The organism is Psychrobacter glacincola (assembly GCF_904846215.1).
Lineage (GTDB): Bacteria > Pseudomonadota > Gammaproteobacteria > Pseudomonadales > Moraxellaceae > Psychrobacter > Psychrobacter glacincola.
This window is the reverse complement of the sequence record NZ_CAJGZK010000011.1, coordinates 1-22845: the sequence shown is the minus strand read 5'-3', so window position 1 is coordinate 22845 and position 22845 is coordinate 1. Positions and strand designations below refer to the sequence as shown.

Genomic DNA, 22845 nt, shown 5'->3' with positions numbered 1-22845 from the left:
AACTATCCGTATAGCGATCAGATAGGTTCATAAATTTTCAGTTTTCAAACTTGCTCATTGTTATATTGTTATAAGGCTCATTACTATGGAACAAAGACAGAACCCTATGGAAGCAACCCAAAACGCGGTAGAAAAAAGACCTGTATTCATGCCTAGAGTGAACAGTGACAATCTGGTAAAAACAGACATGGTTCGGTTTGAGCGGCATGTGGGATTTGCAAGTCGACAAAAGAAAAAATCTATCAATGATATGCATCAAGTCATTCGCAAAAAATATGGCTTTAATCACGTTTTAGAGCTGTCGAGTAAATCGGGTAATAAGTTGAGTTTTTTAATCAGCCCTTTGAGCCTAAAGCTAACTAATGAGAACGGTGGCGAGCCATATAGTGTCGAAAATGCTTTTCAAAGCAGTATGGTTTTTGAGGATGGTGGCCCCTATACCGACTTGCTGACCGCCCCGCCAAGACAAGCCAAAAAGGACGAGCGGTTAATCACCTCGGGTGAACTCATTGGCTATAACTATTTCGGTATGGAGTGGAGTGTAGAGCCATTAACGACGTTTTATGATTGGCTGTATGTCAATGCCCTAAAGCAAAACCCTCAGCTGCATGAAGAGGTGATGCAATATCAGGCCTTTACTGATATGGAGTTTAATCCTAAAAAGTCTATCCATTCTTCAGCTTATGCGCTGGCCATGTTTGTGGCGCTCCATAAACGAGAGCTACTCGACAATATTGAAGACCCAACGGTATTTTTTAATTTATATAATGAATTTAAAGTGAGTAACACCGAACACCTTTTGGAAGAGGGTTGGATCTGATTATTAGACCAGCGCTCAATGAACCGCTCCAGTATTGCCGGAGACTCAACATTCTGAGAGAAATACGACAACGAAAAGACAAAACTACACTCCCGAGATTAAAGAACGCGCCGTCCACACACTGAGTGAAGCTGCAAACGATTATCCCTCCAACTGGTCAGCCATTCAAGCCATCGCGCCTAAGATTGGCTGCACGCCTGAAACCCTGCGTTCATAGCATAAGAAGCATATTGTTTATGCGAAAAAGCTAGCAGAGATGAATAATGACAAGATTACCTATCTACCAATACCAGTATTGTTGTCGCCCATTACCAGATAATGGTGAACGTATGGCTAAACACAAGTTTTTTCATTCTATTGTCATAACTGCACCGTATCCTTAAGCTCACTATAAATAGCGGTTTCGTATCACTCATATCTTTAGTCATTTACTGATTTGTTGATAACAGTTAGCGCATAGATATCAGGTGTGTTTATGAAGGTTGTTGCTCGATTTGGTAGTATCTCCACCCGTATACTGATTATTTTAACATTGGCTTTTTTACTCATTATTTTGCTGGTGTACTGGGTCATCGAAACCCAAGCCAAGCCGCGCATACTGGAGATGACCTCAGAGACAGTGGTTGAAACAGGTAACGAAGCCATCAATAGCATTATGGCGAATATCAATCATGTCGACGGATTGGCCAAAGCCACCAGTACCATGGCTGGTGGCTTACCAAAACAAGATATTCTTTATAAAGAAACCTTTGGTAATCTCATGCAACAAATGGATCAACGCATTGTAGGCGGTGGCGTATGGTTTGATCCAAATATGTACGCTGAGGGTAGAGAGCGGCAGTCATTTGTGTGGGCGCGCGATAGCTCAGGCGATATGCAGCCATTAGCGCGTTATAATCAAGTGCGCCAAACCCCTAATCCCTATTATCGTGATTGGTGGTACATTCCTGCAATGTACGCGCGTCATGACCACTGTGTTTGGAGCCGTGCCTATGTCGATCCGGTGAGTAATCAGCCGATGATGACCTGTGCCAAGGCTCTGTATGACAGTCGCAATCAGGCTTTTGATGGAGTGGTAAGTTTCAATCTGCTATTAGACAACCTCGGCGAGGCGATGAAAAAGTGGCAAGATAAGCTCGGTGGTTATGTCTTTTTAGTAGATTTAGATAATCGGTTTTTGACCTTTCCAGATCAGTCGATAGTCATGCACGCGACTGAAGGTAGCCGTCAAGGCGAGGTCATAACGGCACGTCAGTTGGCTGAGAGTAACCCCAGCTTTGCCCCTATTGCGGACAGTCTAGATAACATCAATCAGATGCTGATAGATGAAGCAGTGGCTAAAGATGAAAACCGTTATACGCTCGCTGCACGTAGTATTCTAAGTACGACCAATCTGAATAAAATCAGCGAGCAAGAGTCCAAATTGCTCTCAGCATTATTGCTGTTAAATATCGACCAAACGTTTAATTTGGTCGACAGTCATTTGGTCGATACCATCGCTGTGCCCAATGATTTTGTGTTGCAGCAGCCCGCCACCGCCTTCGTTTTTCGCATGCCCTTTACGTATTGGAAGATGGTCATCGTCAAGCCTGATAATGACATGATGATCGTGGCAAATGCGCTGTCCAATAAACTGATTCAAGCCATGCTGCTGGGTTTCATTCCTATCTTGTTATTGACTGCATGGGTATTTCGTCGCTACTTTACGCGGCCGCTAAAGCATATGGCACAGGCTGTGGCTGATATGGGCGTGTTGATTGAGCAAAAAAAATATCAACAATTAAGTGCGCATAAACTGCCGCATTCAAATGTCAGCGAGATTCAAATTATTAGTGAGCAGACCAATCAGCTGATTGATCGCGTCGTCGAGAATGAAGGCGCACTTGCTGAAATCAATGTTCATCTAGAAAAACAAGTCGCCGCCCGCACACAAGATTTACAGCAAGCCATGGATGAATTAAAAGCCTCGCAAGTGCATCTGGTGCGTTCTGAAAAAATGGCCACGCTAGGTCAAATGGTGGCAGGTGTGGCGCATGAGGTCAACACGCCGCTCGGATATGTGCGTAGTAACATAGAATTGGTTGGCGATAATCTCACGCGTTTTGATGAGTTGATACAGCATACCGATCAATTATTGCAGGCCTTAAAAGCGCCAACTATCAATAAAGAACAAGTCGAGCAACTGATAGATCAAACCTTACAATGCTGCGAGGAAATGAAAGAGGATAAAGTCAGTGAAGATTTGGCAGATTTAATCAAAGACGGACTTTATGGCGTTGATCAGATTGCAGAGCTGGTAGTGAGCTTGCGCGACTTTTCTCGAATTGACGAATCTAAGGTAAAAGATGTCGATATCAATGATTGTATCACTACTTCATTAACTATGGCTCGCAATAACTTGAGAGCTTTAGAGGTCAATACCAATCTGTCCGAGCTGCCACTGATTCAATGCAATCCTTCGCAAATCAACCAAGTATTATTAAACTTATTTAATAATGCCGCCCAAGCCATGCCGATTGATCATAAAGGGGTATTGCAGATCAACTCGTCTGTCGATAAGGCGCAGCAGCTCGTTATAGTAAGTGTCAAAGACAATGGTGCTGGTATCCCAGAAAGTACGCTGGCGAAGATTTTTGAGCCGTTTTTTACTACCAAAAAAGCAGGTGATGGCACAGGGTTAGGGTTGGCCATTACAGCACAAATCATCGAGCAACATGGTGGCAGCATCGAGGTCAGCTCAATCGTTGGCGAGGGCACGACGTTTATCATCAAACTGCCGATACAGTCTAGCGCTCATGAAAATAAACCTTCACAAGCCTTATTTGAAAGTTGAGAGACTTCCAACCACTTATTTAAAGAGAACGTCATGCAAAAACCAAAAATCGCTTTTATTGATGATGAGCCGCGCATTTTACGCAGCTTAAAAATGCATTTTCGCCAGTCACATGACGTATTCATTACTACCGATGCCGCTGAGCTGATGGAATATGTCAGTACGAATGATGTACAAGTGGTCATCAGCGACCAACGCATGCCAGATAAGCAAGGTACGGAGGTGTTGCGTGACATCAAAGCGGCTTCACCAAATACGCTGCGTATTTTGCTGACCGGTTATGCTGATCTGAATGCAGTGATAGACTCTGTGAATGAGGGCGAAATTTATCGTTATATCACTAAGCCGTGGCAAAATGATGAGCTTAAAAAAATCATAAATAAAGCCACAGAAATTGCTCAGCAAACGCAAGAAATTACCCACAACACGATACAAGGTGATGACACTCAACGCAGCACTGGTAGCAGCACTGGTAGCAGCACTGGTAGCAATCGCAATATATTGGTATTAGATGATGACGAGAGCGTCTATCAGCAAATAAAAAGTCACTTTAAGGGTGCTTATACCGTGAGTTGGGCCAATAATCTCGAACAGGCTGCAAAGTTATTACAAAAAAAACGCTTTGGCGTCACGATTACGGATTCGACGCTCAATAAAGAAAATATTACACCCATCGTTTATGCTTTGAAAAATATCCAGCCAGATCTGATGGTTCTGATGTTGACTGAATTCAAAGATGCCTATATGGTCATTGATTTAATTAATAAAGGTCAAGTATATCGCTGTCTGCCACGCCCGACCAACTTCTCTATCATGAGTATCAGTCTTGATCGTGCTTTTGCTCATCACGAAAGATTGGTAGAACAGCCGATACTGGCGGCTCGCCATCATGTCGAAGAGGTGACAGAATCGGAGGCTCTGAATTTTTCTGAGAGACTCAAGGGTTTCTTTGCCAAGTTCAGAAGTTGGCGCATTATTAGATAGAATATAGCCTCAGACATAATCAATGATGGCACTCCTAGCTTCAGCGAATGTCTGACTGGTGTGATGGGTTTATTGATTAGAATGAAACAGCATGCCAATGCTTTCAGTCTGGTGTGATACGCCATTTGCAGCGCCTTAGCGGTCAGCTTGATGCCGTCTTATTCATCAGTATGGCGGTCATGCTGCGCGTCCCTGTTGAGTCTCAGGCAATAAGCGGTTCAGTTGAAAGTTGTCATTAGTTACAAGTAATTGTGATGATGTCATTAGTTTGTCACATCAGAGATCTAGTATAGCGAGTTATAAATTCTTAAGTACAAAACAGCGGGAAAGATAATGTTCGCCACAAAAAAGCAAAGTGATATACAAGTCAGTCAGCAAAGTTTTGACGCCATCATGATGTTAGCAATCACTACGGTCGCAGATGATATTGGTAGTGCACCTAACGCTGATACGCCCTTGTTTGATGAGGCGCACGAAGCTTATTGTGCCCAGCTTTTGCAGAGTATTATTGGGTGGCAAGAAGAGAACAATCAAGAGCGATTATTTGATGCCAATGCTACCCAAAGTTACGATTATGCTAAGCGTGAGGCATTGATAAAAGTTGCAGAGACGAAGCTCTATAACGCACTGCATAAGGATGATTGTATCAATAAGGAGATGATGTAGTGGTATGTTAACCAAGTTAATAAACTATAAAAAAATAAAGCAAGGAAGAGCGTGTTTGTCTAGGTGTTATGATATGACTTAAGCCACGCCGCACTGTAGTGTTATATTTTCTATACTGCATGAGTTGTCACTAAGTATAGCTAAGCAAGTCCTAAACGAAAGTAACTCTCCGGTGCTTTCGTTTTTTTATGTTGAGGCGATAATGATAAGAAGCATGGATGAATAGATGAATGGATTAGAGGTGACATACAGAGGGTTTACTGAGTGCATATACCAAGTTACGTCCTAAGCAGCTTTAATCCCTAATCTTAAAATTTTTCATAACCTTAATTTTTCTATTAAGTACGTCGTCAAAATTTCCGCTATCCTATCTTTTTTGAATACCATAAGCTTATCAACATGAATTTTATTCATTATAAAATTAAATTACATCGTTTTTATTCATGGTTTGATTGAGGTATGATTTATCTCATACACAAATTTGATTTTATCTCAGATAATGAGATTAGGGTAGCGGATCACCATGAATAAAGAATTTAGCTGTTCAATTAAGCGCATACGTTTTGATGAGAACTATCATCCTGCAGACAGTACACGTCTGACCACTAACTTTGCAAATTTGGCACGCGGCGAGCATCGTCAAGAGAACTTGCACAAAACGTTGAGAATGATCAATAATCGTTTCAATGCCTTGGCACATTGGGATAATCCAACAGCAGACCGCTATTCTGTTGACGTTGATATCATTTCTGTCGACATGGATATTGCAGGCAAGGGTGACAGTTTCCCTATCATCGAGATGCTGCAAACAACGATTATCGACCATAAAGACAACACCCGTATCGACGGTATGATCGGCAACAGTTTCTCGTCTTATGTGCGCGATTATGACTTTAGCGTCGTACTGCCAGAACATTTCGATAATCCCTTAACATCGCCGGAATCTCCACCGCCAGAGGATTTTGGTGATTTACATGGCAAGCTGTTTCATTACCTGTTAAATTCAGAGGTCTACCAAGCCAACTTTACTAAAAAACCGGTGATTTGCCTCAGTGTGTCAAGCAATAAGACCTATCAGCGTACGACCAATCAGCATCCGGTATTAGGGGTTGAATATAGACAAGACGGCTGCTCTTTGAACAAAGGGTCGTTGACTGATGAGTACTTTTCTAAAATGGGCTTAACCGTTCGCTATTTTATGCCTGCAAACAGTGCTGCACCATTGGCGTTTTATTTTGCCGGTGACTTGCTGAGTGATTACACAGACCTTGAGTTAATCAGTGCGATTGCTACGATGGAAACCTTCCAAAAGATCTATCGCCCTGAGATTTATAATGCCAATTCTACGGCAGGTGAAGTGTATCAACCCAGTTTGAAGTACCAAGATTATTCACTGACTCAGATTGTGTATGACCGCGCCGAGCGTAGCCAAATGGCAGTGAAACAAGGCAAGTTTACTGAAGAGCAGTTCATTAAGCCATACAAAGACATTCTTGATGAGTGGGCGGCAAGCTATGATGTTGCAAGTCATGCTGCTAAAAAAGAAGCGGTCAAAGAAAAAGCGGTCAAAAAACAGGCCGCCTAACCGACCAAAATACATACAATGCATTAACGAGAAGATGAATCACATGAAAATACTATTACCAACCTCAACCGCTGGCAGCTTACCAAAACCGTCTTGGCTTGCAGAACCTGAGAAAATTTGGTCACCTTGGGCATTAGAAGGGGAGCAGCTGATTGAAGCCAAACAAGATGCCTTGCGTGTCTCATTGCAGGAACAACGGCAAGCAGGTATTGATATTGTTAGCGATGGCGAGCAGACCCGTCAGCATTTTGTGACCACCTTCATTGAACATCTTGATGGCGTCGATTTCGAGAAGCGTGAGACTGTGCGTATTCGTAATCGCTATGATGCCAGTGTGCCATCAGTCGTGGGTGCCGTCAGCCGTCAAAAGCCTGTCTTTGTTGACGATGCTAAGTTTTTACGCGCGCAAACCAATCAACCCATCAAATGGGCGCTGCCCGGTCCGATGACGATGATTGATACGCTTTATGATGGTCATTATAAAAGCCGTGAAAAATTGGCTTGGGAATTTGCTAAAATATTGAACCAAGAAGCCAGAGAATTAGAAGCGGCTGGCGTTGATATCATCCAATTCGATGAACCGGCGTTTAATGTGTTCTTCGATGATGTGAACGACTGGGGTATCGCCACTTTAGAGCGTGCCATTGAAGGTCTAAAATGTGAAACAGCAGTGCATATCTGTTACGGCTACGGCATCAAGGCCAATACCGATTGGAAAAAGACACTGGGTTCAGAGTGGCGCCAATATGAGCAAGCCTTTCCTAAGTTGCAACAGTCTAATATCGATATTGTCTCGTTAGAATGTCAAAACTCACATGTGCCGATGGATTTGATAGAATTGATCCGCGGTAAAAAAGTGATGATCGGCGCTATTGACGTGGCAACCAATACCATTGAGACCGCCGAGGAAGTAGCCAATACGCTACGTAAAGCCCTGCAATTTGTCGATGCTGACAAGCTCTATCCTTCGACTAACTGCGGCATGGCGCCCTTGTCTCGCCAAGTGGCACGAGGCAAGCTACACGCGTTAAGTGCAGGCGCAGAGATCATTCGTCAAGAGCTGACTGCCTAGTTTTACAAGTAAGTATCAGTACATGGCAGTACGTAGTGAGCTCAAATTTAGGAGTTAAATGATGATTGAAGCAACCGATTTTAGAAATGCGATGTCTTTGCTAACGACGGCGGTTAATGTTGTTACCACAAAAGGCGTCTCTGGTGCTCATGGGTTTACGGCATCTGCGGTATGTAGCGTTACAGACACTCCGCCAACCTTGCTTGTCTGTATGAATCAGACCTCTCGCTCACATGCCCATTTTATTGACAATAAGACTTTGTGCGTCAATGTGCTAGGCGCACAGCATGAAAATACATCCAATATATTTTCCTCCAGATTGAGTTCAGAAGAGCGATTTGAGCAGGGTTCTTGGTCTGAGTTAGCAACAGGCGCTCCTGTTCTAGAGGATGCGCTGATCAGCTTTGATTGTGAGATTGAGCATGTTCAGGAAGTTGGTACGCACAGTGTTTTTATATGCCGGGTTGTCGCCATCAAAAAAGGTGAGCAACAAAGCGGCGCTGATGAAAGTTTGGTTTATTTTAATCGTGCTTATCATCAAGTTGGTCAAATAGAAATAGCCTAAGCATAATAAGTCCTAAATAAAAAAATACAAATGTTATCAATCACTACTAGGACGTGTCCTCATTTTAAAAATGGAGATAAAAATGAGATAAATTGTAGCCAAACAAGGAAAATAGCGCTGTTAATATCGAGATATTACCGAGCTATTTGACGATGTTTGACAAAATTTAGCCATTTTTAACCCATTTAGATGGCTATCTATTGAATTGAGGACACGCCCTAGGGTTAATTTTTCTTGCTTGCTGTGCCTACGCAAACAGAGGCTGCGAATAATTAACCCCTGCAGTGCTGTACTCTTTTAAAAGTGGATCAACTATAAGTGTTTTAATAAATTGTCATTTAACAAAAATAACCCTTTAACCAATCATTCAAACGAGAAGTAATTATCCTGTGGAATTAATCATTTTTTTAATAATAGGTGCTCTTGCAGGATTCGCTGCGGGGCTTTTTGGTGTGGGCGGTGGAACCATTATCGTACCATTATTATTTATCGTCTTTACCCAAATGGGTTACAGTCCTGACAATATTATGCATCTGGCTCTAGGTACCTCTTTGGCGACCATTATTGTGACCTCTATTAGCTCTTTGATGGCACATAACAAAAAGGGTGCCGTCATGTGGCCTGTCTTCAAAAACCTAGCACCAGGTTTGGCGATTGGCTGCTTTTTAGGGGCAGGAATCGCAGGACAGATCTCTGGGCTGTATCTTCAGCTTATTGTTGGTGTATTTTTGCTGTGGGTCGCTTATAAGATGTTTACTGATGGCAAAAAGAGAATAGACAACAATGCTAGTGGCAGCAATAATGACAATGCAGTACTACCTTCAAAGTCTAAGCAATTAGCAGCAGGCGGGGTTATTGGTATTGCTTCTGCCATTTTTGGTATTGGCGGCGGCAGCTTAACAGTTCCTTATTTAACTCGTTATGGTGTGGTCATGCAAAAAGCCGTTGGCACCTCAGCAGCATGTGGTCTGCCTATTGCTATTGCCGGTGCGTTAGGGTTTATGATTTTTGGGATGCAGCAGCAGGTCAATGTGCCCAATACCATTGGTTTTGTGCATATTTATGCCTTTTTAGGTATTAGCATCATGAGCTTTTTTACGGCGAAGATAGGCGCGAAAGTCGCTCATATATTATCACCGCAATTATTAAAGAAGTGCTTTGCGGTACTGTTAACCGTGGTGGGATGTTATTTCCTGTTAAAAGGGCTGCTATAAGTATTTATAGTGGTGTCTCTAAGAGGCAAAGCTTGCGAACTGAGCTACCCAAAAAGTATATAGTGACATGCATTATCATTATCTGAATAATCCAAAGCATGACAACCTAGAAAACACTGTTGAGACAGTAGCTTAGTCGTGCTTGGGCGGTACGGAATATGTGCCAACAACATGCGCGACCAAGTCGTTAGAGCCTTCTGAGTATAAGGAAACCTCACCTACGATGAGCGTACGTCCTACCTTTAGCAAGGTACACTCAGCAATAATACGTGCTTTTGCGGATGGTTTATTCAAAAAATTGATGGTAAGGCTCGTCGTCACTGTCAACGGTACAATGCCAATCTTACCAAGTATCGCTACATAAAGTGCGACATCAGCAATGCTCATCAATACAGGGCCAGAGACCGTACCACCAGGACGCAGCTCTTCTATACCAATATCATGCGATAAGGTCGAACTATCATCGCCTACTGCTTCAACCCTACATTTGGTTTGTGGAAATTCTAATGCCATAAAGGCAACTATCTCTTCTTTAGTCGCAGACATATATACTCCTAGAGTCTAATTATCCTTGTTTTAACTATCTTTTCTTCGCACTCAAGTTCATTGGTTCGATTAACACAACTAGAATCGATAAAATTGGTATCGATTCTAGTTTCTTATTATAAATGGGTAGTAGATAGATATATTTTTGATATTTACGAGATGTTTTTAGCGGCGTATTCTTAAGCTATGGCGTACCAGCATGACCCACTTTAACTGAAGTAGATAGCATACGACCTTTGGTCTCAGCGGTACGCGATGCTTCATCCCAGTCAGGTGCCGCACACATAAACAATGTTTTGCCATCTTGTCCGCCAAGAGCAACCGCAAAAACACCATCAGGTGCGGTATCAACTGTTTCTAAGATTTCACCACCTTCTTGAATACGGACAGCACGCTGGTTTAGGGTATCTGCAATCCAAACAGCGCCTTCGCTATCTAAGGCGAGACCATCAGGTAAGATGCTAGCATTTTGTATCCGTGCGCCCAAATTTGGCTCATCTCCTAAATCTCCAAAGTTAGCAAAGTCACGTTTTTCTCCCAGAGTGCCGTCTTCTTTAATATCGAACTGTGAGATTTTATTGCCAAATAGCTCATTGACGATTAATGTCTTTTCATCCGCGGAGATGACCATACCATTTGGAAAGGCCAAGCCTTCTGCCACAATCTGAGAGGTACCATCAGGTTTCACCAATACAAGACCAGTATGTTTATGATCAGCCCCGCCCATCAAGTCAAAACCGAAATTCCCAACATAAGCATTGCCATTAGGCGCAACGACCATATCATTAGCATGTCCCTCACAATGATTCCAGATATCCGCATGAATAACTAGCTCACCATTGTCCTCTAAACGTAAGACTTTACGATCTTTCATAGAGACGACGAGCATACGACCGTCAGGAAGCCAACCCAAACCAGATGGCTGTTGTTCTACATGGACAATCTTTTCTGCAACGCCTTCATCATTGACACGATAAACACCTTTGGTATAAAAATCGACAAACCATAAAGCGTTTTTGTACCAACGCGGTCCTTCTAGGTAGTGAAAATCATCAACAACCACTTCTAACTCATATTTTGACATAACTATCTTCCTTGATTTATAAACAAAATTATTTAAGAAATTTGCTGCTTATTAGAGTATCTCTTTGTATATCGTTTTTACCTCTTCTAAAGACATGTCCATTGGATTGGTTGCAATGAGACGAGCATAAGTATTCATGACTATATCAGCTAACGCGGGGATATCCTGTGCCGTTATATCTAGCTCATTTAAGCGATATTTTAGACCACTTGTCTTTAAGAAGTCTTTTAGTTGATTGATAAATTGATGAGCAGCCTCTAGATCAGTCATGCCATAAGTGTCGATGGGCATCACAGCCCGCGCGAGTTCTGCATAAAGAGGGGTTGCTATAGGCAAGTTGAAAGTGAATACGCCACACATAACGAGCGCATTGGCATGCCCATGCGGCACATGAAAGTTGATGCTCAGTGGATAGGAGAGTCCATGTACAGCGGCTACGGAAGCATTGACAAAAGCGATGCCAGCTAGCGTTGAACCCAATAACATCTCAGCGCGAGCATCAATATCATCGCTATGATTGAGCACTTTATCAAAGTTGCTCCACAGCATTTGCAAACCTTTAATAGCCAACGCATCTGAAATGGGGTTCTTTTTGGTGCGGCTCGTGTAAGCTTCGATGCAGTGAACCATCGCATCTAGAGCAGTGGCAGCAGTAATATGGCGAGGAAGCTTGAGGGTAAGTGTCGCATCTAAAATCGCGACATCAGGTAGGATTTTAGGGGTGTATATGGCTTTTTTGCTGCCATCTTCGGCTGTAATTACGGATACGAAGGTAGCTTCTGCGCCAGTACCTGCAGTGGTGGGTATCGCAAACAGCGGCATTTTTTTAAAACCACTAATATCTGCCTCTAAAAGCTCATTGACCGACTGAAAATCATTGGGATATAGCGCGACAATTTTTGCGGTGTCAATAGAGCTGCCACCGCCCAAACCGATAACCAAATCACACTGGTTCGCTCTGGCAAGTCCAATAGCTTCTTCGACGACTTCAATAGGTGGATCAGCAACGACACTATCGAAGACAACAACATGAATACCAGCCTTCTCTAAAGACGCCCGTGCGATATCGACGTAGCCGAGCTCAGAGATGCCAGCATCTGTAATAATAATGGCAGATGTCGCATAGTATTGTTTTGCTAAACCTCCTAGCTTCTGGCGCATACTGTCAGCTTCGCTAACGATGTGTCCGTTAGTATAAAACTCTATCCCTGTCATTCTACTCTTCCCTGTATAGATGAGCGGTTATTTGCAAGCGTCATGAACCTAACAGAATAAATAAGCATCTATTTAGCCATAAGTTCCTGCTTAAATGTCAATTAATTCACATTGCAAGATTGCATGTTATTAGGATTTTTAGCTTAGAAAAAAGCGGTATAACATGCGATCATTATAATATGACAGACTAGCATATCTTCTAGATAATCGTCATTAAATGATTTAACGGTTATCATTTTAGCTATTAGTTTTCAGTGGTTTTTTGAATGTTAAGTGGTTTTTAATCTCCAGTGATGATGTTTGTGGACGCTGATTAATTAAGGCTTAACATCAATTAAATTGTTAAAATTATAATCACTATTAAAAAAATTGATAATAAAATGAGCACCTTAGTCAAGTTGCAGGTGAAATGATTGGACAAGCGGATTATTTCATTACTGATAAAGGCTATGATTCAGAGACTATAGTTGATCCTTAATAAAAGAAGTACAAATGTTATAAACAACTAATGCGGTTAATTTTCCTTGCTTACTTTGCCTACGCAGACAGAGGCGGCGAATCATTAACCCCAGTAGCTCTGTACCCTTTTAAAAGTGGATTAACTATATGAGAAATTGGCTCGCAACGTTAAGTCAATATTTTACTTAGTCTGTACTATCGTTCATTGCAAGATGAATTGAGAACGTGCACTAATAGGTGTCTGAAAAATACCAATATCAACTAATTTCTAGGATATACTTCAAAGCAAGTGTTTCAGGAGAGGCACTTATTTGAGCTGTTATATAGAACAAGCATAACAACATAATGATCATACAAAGGACTGTTTATCATGATAAAGAAGACTTTATTGTCGACCCTCGCTACGACCACAGGCGCTCTGGTTTTTTCTATGGCGGTTGCAGCTGGAACGTCAGCCAATGCAGCGACATCGGACTGTATTGCTGATAGTGCCATTAATTCCGCTGCACTTTCAAATACGGGCGCTAGCGGGCCCTTTTCTGTGAGTACTAAAACCGTCTCTCGCTCATCAGCAAATGGTTTCGGCGGCGGTACTATTCACTACCCAACCAATGCTGGTGGCTGTGGCCTTATAGGCGGTATCGCGGTCGTTCCTGGTTATGTCTCTTACGAGGATTCCATCAAGTGGTGGGGCCCGCGTCTCGCTTCTTGGGGTTTTGTCGTTATCACTATCAACACCAAAACTATCTATGACCAACCAGACAGTCGTGCAACTCAGCTGAGCGCAGCACTTGATCATATCATCAGCGATAGCACGGTTGGTAGTATGGTAAATCGCAATCGTTTAGGCGCTATTGGCTGGTCAATGGGCGGTGGCGGTGCGCTTAAACTGGCCACTAGTCGTAGTGCGGTTCGTGCCATCATTCCGCAAGCGCCTTATTATGAGGGCAGCTATGGCACTATGAATACACCAGCCTTTATGATTGGGTGTGAGTGGGATACTATTGCGCCTACCAGACAGCATGTTGATGTTTTTTATAACAACGCCTCTGGTCCTAAGATGAAGATTGAAGTGAACGATGGTAATCATTCTTGTGCCAATTCTGGTTATAACGAAGCGCTACTTGGTAAGCCCGGTATTGCATGGATGCAACGTTACATCCACGGTGACACACGTTTCAACCAGTTCTTATGTGCTAAAGAAAACTATGGTAGTATCTACCGTGTCTCTGACTATGATTACGCCAACTGCTCATAAAATACCTTTTTTTATTATCAGTGATAAGCTCTAGTAAATAAAACGGCGACTCAATTAGGTTGCCGTTTTTTATGGGAAATATAAAATATCATTTTAAACCGCTGTATAACGATTGTTAAATCTGTTTTAAGTACCGTTCAATTTAAGTATCATTGAATTTAAGTATCATTGAATACATTATTTACTGAGGAATAGCGCAGATGACAGATAAAATTTATGATTTGGGCGCAGGATTTTGGAGTATACGAGGCTCATTTATCAAAAACGGCATACTTGATATCGGCAATCAATGCGCGTTGGTCAAACTACAGTCAGGGCGTTTTATACTGTTAGACAGTTATACTCTAACGGGTGATGTACGAGATCAAGTTATGGCATTGACCAATGAGGGTCGTGATGTCGAGGCAGTGCTCAACGTCCATCCCTTCCATACAGTACACTGTGCACAAGTGGCAAAAGATTTTCCCCAAGCGATATTTTATGGCAGTAGTCGTCATCCCAAACAAGTACCTGAGGTGCAATGGGCAGATGATTTGGTTGAAAGCGACGCCGTAGCGCAGCGCTACCCTGAGCTTGCATTTTCGCTACCGCAAGGCATTTATTATATCTCGCCCGACGAATCGGTTCATGCAAGCTCTTTATTGGTTTTCCATCCTGCCAGCAAAAGTATCTATGTTGATGATACTTTTGAGATCTCACCCTCCAAGCTATTTGATGCCGTACTACCCGAACTGGGCTTACATCCGACAACCAAAAAAGCACTTAAAGACGAGCCCAATGCTGGCAAGCAATATTGCGATTGGGTAACACAGCTGGCGCATGACTGGCGCGATGTCCATCATTTTTGTGCCGCGCATTCTGGTTTGGTGACCTTTGAGGAAGGTAGGTTTGAGGCGTCATTACTGTCTGCTATCGATAGAGCACGCCCTGAGCTTGAAGCCTCTTAATTTTCAAAGTACTCACAAAGAGTAATCTATCAAAAAGGCTACCAAAACGACCGCCTTTTGAGTGATCAGTCACTATAAATTAACATTTAAGGAACCGTAAAATGGCCGAGCAAATAATAAATTTAGGCACAGGATTTTGGAATATACGAGGAACGTTTCGCATAGGTGGTATTCTCAATATTGGTACCCATTGCTCGCTGATACAATTAGCGTCAGGACGCTTTGTCTTTTTGGACAGTTATAGCCTGACCGGCGATGTTCGCGCAAAGGTTATGGCATTGACCAATAACGGTCAAGACGTCGAAGCCATACTCAACTTACATCCTTTTCATACCGTACACTGCGCCCAGATGGCAAAAGACTTTCCACAAGCGGTTTGCTATGGCAGCAGCCGTCACCACAAAAAAATACCTGAGATACAGTGGGCGGACGATTTGGTTGAGAGTGAAGCGGTGGCGCAGCGCTACTCTGATATCAAGTTTTCATTGTCGCAAGGCATCCATTACATCTCCTCCAATGAGATGATTCATGCAGGATCGCTACTGGCATTCCACCCTGCCAGCCAAAGTTTGCACGTCGACGATACCTTTATGAGTGTGCCTTTAAAAATACTTCAGTCGGTCCTACCTGAGCTGCTCTTGCATCCCACTACCAAAAAAGCACTCAAGAATGAGCCCAATGCCGGCAAGCAATATTGCGACTGGGCAACCGAGCTTGCACATGACTGGCGTGATGTTCGTAATTTCTGTGCCGCGCATTCAAGTTTGGTCAAGTTTGAGGCGGGCGGGTTTGAGAAAGCATTATTGACTGCTATCGACAAAGCACGTCCTAAACTTGAAAAGGCTTAACGACTCAAAAAACCATAAAAAAAGAATCATAGAAAAAGAATCATAAAAAAGGCTATCAATATTAATATGGTAGCCTTTTTTATGATATATAGTCAGGGAAAAGTAATATCGATACATCAAGTACTGCTGATATTCATTTTTCTTGCTTGCTGTAGCTAGCCGACAGAGGCTGCAAAAAATTTATATCAGCAGCACTGTAGCGTTTTTGAGATATTCTAACTATAGCCATTCCGATATAAAAGGCGGGTTTAGCTTTTGAAGGTTATAAAAAAGAGACCATAGGCTTTCAACATAGGGTCTCTTAAGTAATAGAGATATCGGGAGAATTTAGCTAGATTTGTGAGTATGAATGGACATCAGTAAGCCAAAACCTGCCATTAAAGTAACAATGGCAGTACCACCGTAGCTTATAAAAGGCAGAGGTACACCAACGACGGGTAAAATACCACCGACCATACCAACGTTAACGAAGACATACACAAAAAACGACATGGCAATCGCGCCTGCTAATAGTCGGCTATAAGTATCAGGATGAGAAAAGGCGATATATAAGGCGCGGGTCAATAAGCAGGCATAAATAAACATCAACAGTATGACGCCAAGCAAACCAAACTCCTCAGAGAAAGCGGCGATAATAAAATCGGTATGACCTTCTGGTAAGAAATGCAGATGCGACTGCGTGCCCTCTAAATAGCCTTTACCCGTCAGACCACCGGAGCCGATAGCAGTTTTGGACTGAATGATATTCCAGCCAGCGCCTTGCACATCAGCCTCAGGATTGAATAAGGTGAGCACACGGGTACGCTGATAGTCATGTAATAAAAAATTCCAAGCAAAGGCGACAAGCGGGACAGACAAAGTCACAGCACCGGCAATCAGTTGCCACGATAATCCTGCCAAAAATAGCACAAAGATGCCGCTGGCGGCGACTAATAATGAAGTGCCAAGGTCAGGCTCTTTGGCGATTAATAATACTGGCACCACAATCAACGCTAAGGCAATGCCGATACTAGATAATGAAGGGGGCAGATCACGCTTGGACAAAAACCACGCACACATCATGGGCATACCAAGCTTCATAAACTCTGAGGGCTGGACACTACCAAATCCTGGCAAATTGATCCAGCGCTGCGCGCCCATACGTACTTCGCCGATAATATCCACTAACACCAATAGTATCAAACCCAATACATAAAAGACGGGCGTAAAGGTACGATAAATACTCGGCGGTATTTGAGCCATGATAAACATGACTGTAAAAGCGACGCCGTAGCTGACCATTTGCCGTAGCACCATGCTCGTATCTTGAGCAGCTGCACTGTATAAAATCGTCAGCCCAATACAACAAACGGTCAGTAATAAAAGAGTCAACCAAGGGTCAATGTGACTACGTTGCCAAAAGGTCGGTGTCTGACCTTGACCGAAATGATGGCTCTGTCGTGAAAAACGATATTGCGGATTAGAAGACATAGGCAAAGTGTGGCTGGCAGTTGACGTGGAAGAAGGGTTGTACTTAGCAGAAGACTTAAGAAAATCGGTAATTATAGGGCGCTTAACCGATAAGACAATAACAAATAAAGTAACTTATCGGTAATAAAGTAACGTCAATATAAAAATAATGAGGATAAGTGTTAATAACGAATAAGTCGCTGCCAATTGGTGACGATAGTTTAGCTTGCTTGCTCAAAATTTGATAGTATCGATAAAACGTTTTTAGCGGTAGTTTGTTGCAATGATCAATACAAAAAAACAAGTTTATGGGCAAATTCACAAGCCTATTATTGCACTCTGTATTTGTGCCAGCACTCTGAGTGGCCATGCCGCTATAATCAGTGATAACAGTGAGCGCCGTATCCAAGTACGTCAGGGTAGCAGCGTGAACAACAGCAGCGCCAATGCCTATATCACGCCGTCTGCTCAAAGAGCGCCTTATAATGCAGGGGTGACTATCTTAAGCGGATCAAGTAACGATAGTATGCAGGGACTCATTCAGCAAAAACAGCGCGAGTTTGAATTCAATGGTGGCTTATCGATAGAAGAGAACAAACGGGTTAATAGCAATGTGGGCGTACCACGCTACAACACCACTTATAATACGGGCAATAACAACTATAATAACAATAATAACAATAATAACAATAATAACAATAATAACTATAATAATTACACCAGTATGGATTTTAATACTTGGCTGAACAGTAATAGCTATCGCGCCAGTCAAGTGGCGAATTACCAGCGCTATCTAAGTGCGCGTGTCGGCGCTCGTAATGTACCGCCTTTATCACAGCTGCTGACCACCGCTCGCAGTTGGGAAAAATGTGGCTATGAGCCGTATCAGCTGCCTCCTCAAGAGCTATGGTCAAATATCGTACCGACATTGCAGCTATATAGTCAGCTTAAAAGCCAAGGTATTTTGCCAGCAAACAGTGAGATACGCTCGGCATATCGCAGCCCTGGACTAAATGACTGCGCGGGCGGCGCCAGTAGCAGTAAGCATGTAACGGCAGGCGCCATTGATATTTGGGTGCCAGAATACGAGGGTAACCCATGGCAGCTGAGTAGAATGCAAGACAGTCTATGTGAGTTTTGGCAATATCAGGGTCAGTCGCACAACTTTGGGCTAGGATTATACTCTACCGGTGCTATACATTTAGATACCGATGGTTATCGTAAATGGGGCTTTAACCATGTCAGTAGCAGCTCTGCCTGCCGCTATTGACGATAATTCTAAGATAAAAAAAGCTCAGCCCGTACATATTACTGGCTGAGCTTTTTTATAGCAGTATGAAACGTACTATAGTCAGGGAAAAGTAATATCGATACATCAAGTACTGCTGATATTAATTTTTCTTGCTTGCTGTGCCTATGCAGACAGAGGCTGCAAAAAATTTATACCAGCAGCACTGTAGCGTTTTTGAGATATTATAACTATATAGGTTATTTAGCGGTTTTCTCGTTCCATGGATTGTCTTGCCCAACGGTCACAATTAAGAAGTCATTAGGTTTTAGGGTATCACGCAGGGTTTGGTTGACCTCTGATAATTTGACTTGTTCAATGCGATTGACATAGTTGCTGAGATAGCTTGTTGGTAGCTGATAAAAATTCATCATGCCAAGCAAACCATTGATACCAGCGTTACTGGCAAAACCCATTGGGAAGCTGTTTTTTAGATTGTCTGTGGTCAACTTCATCTCAGTACTGGTGATACCGTTTTTTAACGTGTCATTTATGACGACTAAGCTGGCATCAATGGCAGCACGAGCCTTGTCATTGCGAGTCGAAAAACCTATCTGATAAGGTCCGCGTGCCAGCATCGGACTCATCGAGCCTGAAATACCATAAGTATAGCCAAGATTTTGTCTGATTTCGGTCATCAATCGCGCGTTAAAATCGCCACCTGCAAGCACTTCATTACCGACAGCAAAATTGGTTTGCTTTTGCTGCGCTTGCGGATCGGTTGCACGCTTATCGCCCAGTTGTCCCATCAGTACGGTCGTTTGAGTGCTAGGAAAGGGAATGTGAATATGCTGAGATTTTGTCAATGGTTTTGGTTCAGGCAGGATAGGTGCTGCTTGACCCGTGGGTAAACCCGTGGTGATATCTTCAGCCAGTTTTTTGGCTTGTACTAAAGTGAGGTTGCCTGTCATGGAAAGGGATGCATTAGCTGCGACCAAATAGCGGTTTTTAAAATCAATCAGTTGCTGTCTTGTGATACTCGGCACGGTTTCAAGCGTACCAACAGAAGGGTGAGCATAAGGATGGCTACCATAGAGTGCTTTATCAAAAGCAAGGCTGGCAAGGCTGTTTGGGTCTTGTTTTTGCTGCTGCAAACCGACCAATAGCCGTGCTTTATTACGGGCTAAAATGTGCTCATCAAAGCTTGGTTCGGTAAGCATTTGGGTCATCAAATCGATGGCAGGTAATAAATGTTTATCGTCAGATAGACTGCGTAATGAGACCGTAAACATATCCTTATAGGCACTGCTGCCTAGATTGATGCCTAAGGTTTCAACCGCGCGAGTAAATTCGTTTTCATCCAAACGTTTGGAGCCTTGTTCGAGCATGGTCGCCGTCATATTAGCGATACCGAAACCTGTACTGCTGATGCTACCATCACGCGCGCTACCAGCATTGAAACGCAAGTCAATATCGACAATAGGTAATGCCGTCGTCGGTACAAACAGTACAGGCACACCGGTTTTGGTCTTAAACTGTTGGATTTTTGGCACTATAACTTTTAAAGGCTTGGCATTATCAAGGCTCGTTAACTTAGACAAAGCAGCAATGGGCGCATTGACATCGACCGCAGATGCCTGAGTACGATCATCCTCACCAGTGGTAGCATCTGCCTGCGCGGTCATGTTAAAGGATGTCAATCCTAAAACTAAGCCAACGCTCAAATATAGAGGCTGCTTGAATTTTGGCTTTATTAACGACCCCAAAATGGTCTTTTTTTTGGCACGTAAAGTAGTATTTTGAATCATATCTTTCTTCTTATTAATAGCGTCTTTAATCATTGGCGTATTTAGTCATTGGCATTCTTAGTCATGATATTTGATAACTTTATCTGACAAAGTTATCTGATATTACATGAAGCTTATTTTTGCTTAGCCACTTTTTGCATAGCTACGTTTTTGCATAGCTACGTTTTTGACTGCCTCTTTAGGCGGAATAATATGCATGACGGTCAAATTGTCTTTGACTAAATATTTTTTACTCGCTGCTCGTATATCTGCAATCGTCACGCTATCAAGCTTGCTTGGCAGCTGAGCTAATAACCTATCATCGAGACCGATAGATTGTAGTGAGCCAATCATACGCGCTTGACCTTCCATGCTGTCTTGCGCGTACACCAGACTCGTGACCGTATTGGTTTTGGCGCGCTCGATTTCATCAGCGGCGATTGGATCGGTTTTTAGTTTTTCTATTTCAGAGATAATGGCTTGCTGTGCTTGTGCTAAGCTGACGCCTTCACGCGGGGTCGCTTGTATCAAAAATAGCCCATCGCCGCGATCTAATAGGTCATAAGACGTACCCACCGTAGTCAGGAGCCCTTGCTCACGTACCAATCGACTCTCAAGGCGTGCTGATAAACCCCCATCTAAGACGTCTTGCGCAAGCGATAGCGCATAGGCTTGTTTTTCATTGCTGGCATCTGCTGTCGTAAGGCTCGGTACGTTATAGCCCATCAATAAGACAGGCACTTGTACCGCTTGCTCAGACTCTACTTGCTGATAACCACGAAAGCCTTTTTGACTCACTTCAGGGCGTTTTGGCAGCTTGCTTGGTGTCAGCTCACCGAAGTAACGCTTTACTTGTGTTAAGACTTCGCTCGGCTGTACATCACCAACGATAACCAAGGTTGCGTTATTTGGTGCATACCATATTTTATACCAGTCTTTTAAGTCTGCGAGCGTAATCGATTTAAGCTCATTCATAGGTCCGATGACAGACTCGCCTTTGGGGCTATTTGGCAGGGCGAGCAAACGAAATGACTCATAAGCTTTGGCAAGTGGATTGTCATCGGTACGCTGACGGCGCTCTTCCATGACGACTTGATGCTCTTTGACAAATTCTTTTTCATCAAAGATCAAGTTTTTCATCCGATCCGCTTCAAGCTCTAATGCTAAAGGAAAGCGGTTGGCGGGGAACAGCTCGTAATAACCCGTATAATCATAGCTGGTAAAGGCGTTATTGACGCCGCCAAATTTGGCAATCAAGCGTTCATAGTCAGCGCTTGAAACGTCAGTAGTCCCTTTAAACATCATATGTTCGAGCACATGAGAGATACCACCTTTGTCCAGTGGCTCATCGGCTGACCCGACGCGATACCAAATCTGAGTCATGACAACGGGCGCACGGTGGTCTTCTTTAACGATTATTTTTAGACCATTTGCTAACTGATACTCATGGCGACCGGACATATCCATGGTCAGCGTCGACTGCTTAGCATCTTTAGCAACTGTATTCTGACCTACTTTATTTTGACCTAAAGGATTTTGAGACACTGAACTTTGAGGGACTGGACTTTTAACGGCAGACACAGCATTAGAATGAATGGCAGTAGTTTGACAAGCGGCAAGGGTAGTTGCCATGGCTAATGCGCAGGCAAGACGTAGAGAGAGAGCAGTTAGCGATAAAGGTGGTGACATGGTATGTTCTACTTATATAAAAGGGAAACTTGTAGACTGGCAGCTTATAAATAGTGGAGTGAATATCTAAATGGTGGTCATAATAATTAAATGATTATAAAGAGGTATGCGCACCAACCATGACACTAGCAGTCGGCTTGAATTCTTGCGTGGTACTACAGCCTGTTGCTGATAGCACAATCGTTGTTAGCAATAAAGCGGCGCTAATATGGGTGATTTTTTTATAATGATTGAATAAAGATAGCATAGGACATTCCTAATATAAGTAAATAAATAAGAAGCATAGAAATAAAGGCCATAAATAGGTATTTAATTAGCCTTGCTAAGAGTAGGCGAAGTTTGGCATCACAAAGGTCAGATTTTTGTGTCCAAACCTTAAGCGAAACTTGCTCGCTGAGCTATCTTATTTATCCTCTTTTTTATGTTAGAGGTTCAATATCGCTCTTGTATCACTGGATGATTTTTACCATTTTGAACCGCCCCGTGATTGTCGGAGACCTAATATTCTGAGAGAATACGACAATGAAAACACGAAATTACACTCCTGAGATTAAAGAACGCGCAGTTCGCATGCTGATTGAAGCAGCAGGCGACTA

At 42.9% G+C, this 22845-nt stretch carries 19 protein-coding genes; 12 read left to right on the top strand and 7 right to left on the bottom strand.

Features of this window, described 5'->3' with window-relative positions:
* The first annotated feature begins 106 nt into the window (after window positions 1-106).
* The 8 genes from JMW90_RS07895 (at window position 107) to JMW90_RS07860 (ending at window position 9739) form a co-directional block, all read left to right on the top strand.
* Window positions 107-820, top strand: coding sequence for a DarT1-associated NADAR antitoxin family protein (locus JMW90_RS07895; protein ID WP_201563073.1), 714 nt, complete (start codon window positions 107-109; stop codon window positions 818-820).
* A gap of 475 nt (window positions 821-1295) precedes the next feature.
* Entirely contained in the window at window positions 1296-3653 is a 2358-nt protein-coding gene (locus JMW90_RS07890; protein WP_201562952.1) for an ATP-binding protein, read from the top strand.
* A 33-nt stretch (window positions 3654-3686) separates the two neighbouring features.
* Window positions 3687-4637, top strand: a complete 951-nt coding sequence (locus JMW90_RS07885) for a response regulator (protein WP_201562950.1) — start codon at window positions 3687-3689, stop codon at window positions 4635-4637.
* Window positions 4638-4970: 333 nt separating this feature from the next.
* Complete coding sequence (locus JMW90_RS07880) at window positions 4971-5303, top strand: hypothetical protein (RefSeq protein WP_201562948.1); 333 nt, start codon at window positions 4971-4973, stop codon at window positions 5301-5303.
* A 523-nt stretch (window positions 5304-5826) separates the two neighbouring features.
* Window positions 5827-6888: a DUF1852 domain-containing protein gene (locus JMW90_RS07875; RefSeq protein ID WP_201562946.1), complete on the top strand. Its 1062-nt coding sequence runs from the start codon at window positions 5827-5829 to the stop codon at window positions 6886-6888.
* A 43-nt stretch (window positions 6889-6931) separates the two neighbouring features.
* The gene (locus JMW90_RS07870; RefSeq protein ID WP_201562944.1) at window positions 6932-7960 is read left to right on the top strand and encodes a methionine synthase; all 1029 of its coding nucleotides are present in this window, start codon (window positions 6932-6934) and stop codon (window positions 7958-7960) included.
* A gap of 61 nt (window positions 7961-8021) precedes the next feature.
* Entirely contained in the window at window positions 8022-8525 is a 504-nt protein-coding gene (locus JMW90_RS07865; protein WP_201563071.1) for a flavin reductase, read from the top strand.
* Between the two features lie 389 nt (window positions 8526-8914).
* The gene (locus JMW90_RS07860) at window positions 8915-9739 is read left to right on the top strand and encodes a sulfite exporter TauE/SafE family protein (protein WP_201562942.1); all 825 of its coding nucleotides are present in this window, start codon (window positions 8915-8917) and stop codon (window positions 9737-9739) included.
* Window positions 9740-9871: 132 nt separating this feature from the next.
* Here JMW90_RS07860 and JMW90_RS07855 read toward each other — a convergent pair whose 3' ends face one another.
* From JMW90_RS07855 to JMW90_RS07845, 3 genes are all read right to left on the bottom strand, one after another.
* Window positions 9872-10285, bottom strand: a complete 414-nt coding sequence (locus JMW90_RS07855) for a PaaI family thioesterase (protein ID WP_201562940.1) — start codon at window positions 10283-10285, stop codon at window positions 9872-9874.
* Window positions 10286-10469: 184 nt separating this feature from the next.
* Complete coding sequence (locus JMW90_RS07850; protein WP_201562938.1) at window positions 10470-11369, bottom strand: SMP-30/gluconolactonase/LRE family protein; 900 nt, start codon at window positions 11367-11369, stop codon at window positions 10470-10472.
* A 51-nt stretch (window positions 11370-11420) separates the two neighbouring features.
* Entirely contained in the window at window positions 11421-12584 is a 1164-nt protein-coding gene (locus tag JMW90_RS07845) for an iron-containing alcohol dehydrogenase (RefSeq protein ID WP_201562936.1), read from the bottom strand.
* A gap of 829 nt (window positions 12585-13413) precedes the next feature.
* On the opposite strand from JMW90_RS07845, the gene JMW90_RS07840 reads away from it, so the two are divergent.
* From JMW90_RS07840 to JMW90_RS07830, 3 genes are all read left to right on the top strand, one after another.
* Window positions 13414-14301 carry a dienelactone hydrolase family protein gene (locus JMW90_RS07840; RefSeq protein WP_201562934.1) on the top strand — a complete coding sequence of 296 codons (888 nt, stop codon included), beginning with the start codon at window positions 13414-13416 and terminating at the stop codon, window positions 14299-14301.
* Window positions 14302-14501: 200 nt separating this feature from the next.
* Complete coding sequence (locus JMW90_RS07835; protein ID WP_201562932.1) at window positions 14502-15248, top strand: hypothetical protein; 747 nt, start codon at window positions 14502-14504, stop codon at window positions 15246-15248.
* A gap of 101 nt (window positions 15249-15349) precedes the next feature.
* Window positions 15350-16096, top strand: a complete 747-nt coding sequence (locus JMW90_RS07830; protein ID WP_201562930.1) for a hypothetical protein — start codon at window positions 15350-15352, stop codon at window positions 16094-16096.
* A 327-nt stretch (window positions 16097-16423) separates the two neighbouring features.
* On the opposite strand, the gene rodA is transcribed toward JMW90_RS07830, so the two are convergent.
* Complete coding sequence (rodA, locus tag JMW90_RS07825; protein WP_201562928.1) at window positions 16424-17566, bottom strand: rod shape-determining protein RodA; 1143 nt, start codon at window positions 17564-17566, stop codon at window positions 16424-16426.
* Window positions 17567-17828: 262 nt separating this feature from the next.
* Here rodA and JMW90_RS07820 point away from each other — a divergent pair, with 262 nt between their 5' ends.
* Window positions 17829-18815 (top strand): D-Ala-D-Ala carboxypeptidase family metallohydrolase, encoded by a 987-nt coding sequence (locus tag JMW90_RS07820; protein ID WP_201562926.1) that lies wholly within the window; start codon window positions 17829-17831, stop codon window positions 18813-18815.
* Window positions 18816-19033: 218 nt separating this feature from the next.
* Here JMW90_RS07820 and JMW90_RS07815 read toward each other — a convergent pair whose 3' ends face one another.
* The 3 genes from JMW90_RS07815 to JMW90_RS07805 form a co-directional block, all read right to left on the bottom strand.
* On the bottom strand, window positions 19034-20581 hold the full coding sequence (locus JMW90_RS07815; protein WP_201562924.1) for a M16 family metallopeptidase: 1548 nt from the start codon (window positions 20579-20581) through the stop codon (window positions 19034-19036).
* 123 nt (window positions 20582-20704) lie between these two features.
* Window positions 20705-22249, bottom strand: a complete 1545-nt coding sequence (locus tag JMW90_RS07810; protein ID WP_201562922.1) for a M16 family metallopeptidase — start codon at window positions 22247-22249, stop codon at window positions 20705-20707.
* A gap of 94 nt (window positions 22250-22343) precedes the next feature.
* Window positions 22344-22496 carry a hypothetical protein gene (locus JMW90_RS07805; RefSeq protein ID WP_201562920.1) on the bottom strand — a complete coding sequence of 51 codons (153 nt, stop codon included), beginning with the start codon at window positions 22494-22496 and terminating at the stop codon, window positions 22344-22346.
* Window positions 22497-22845: the final 349 nt, after the last annotated feature.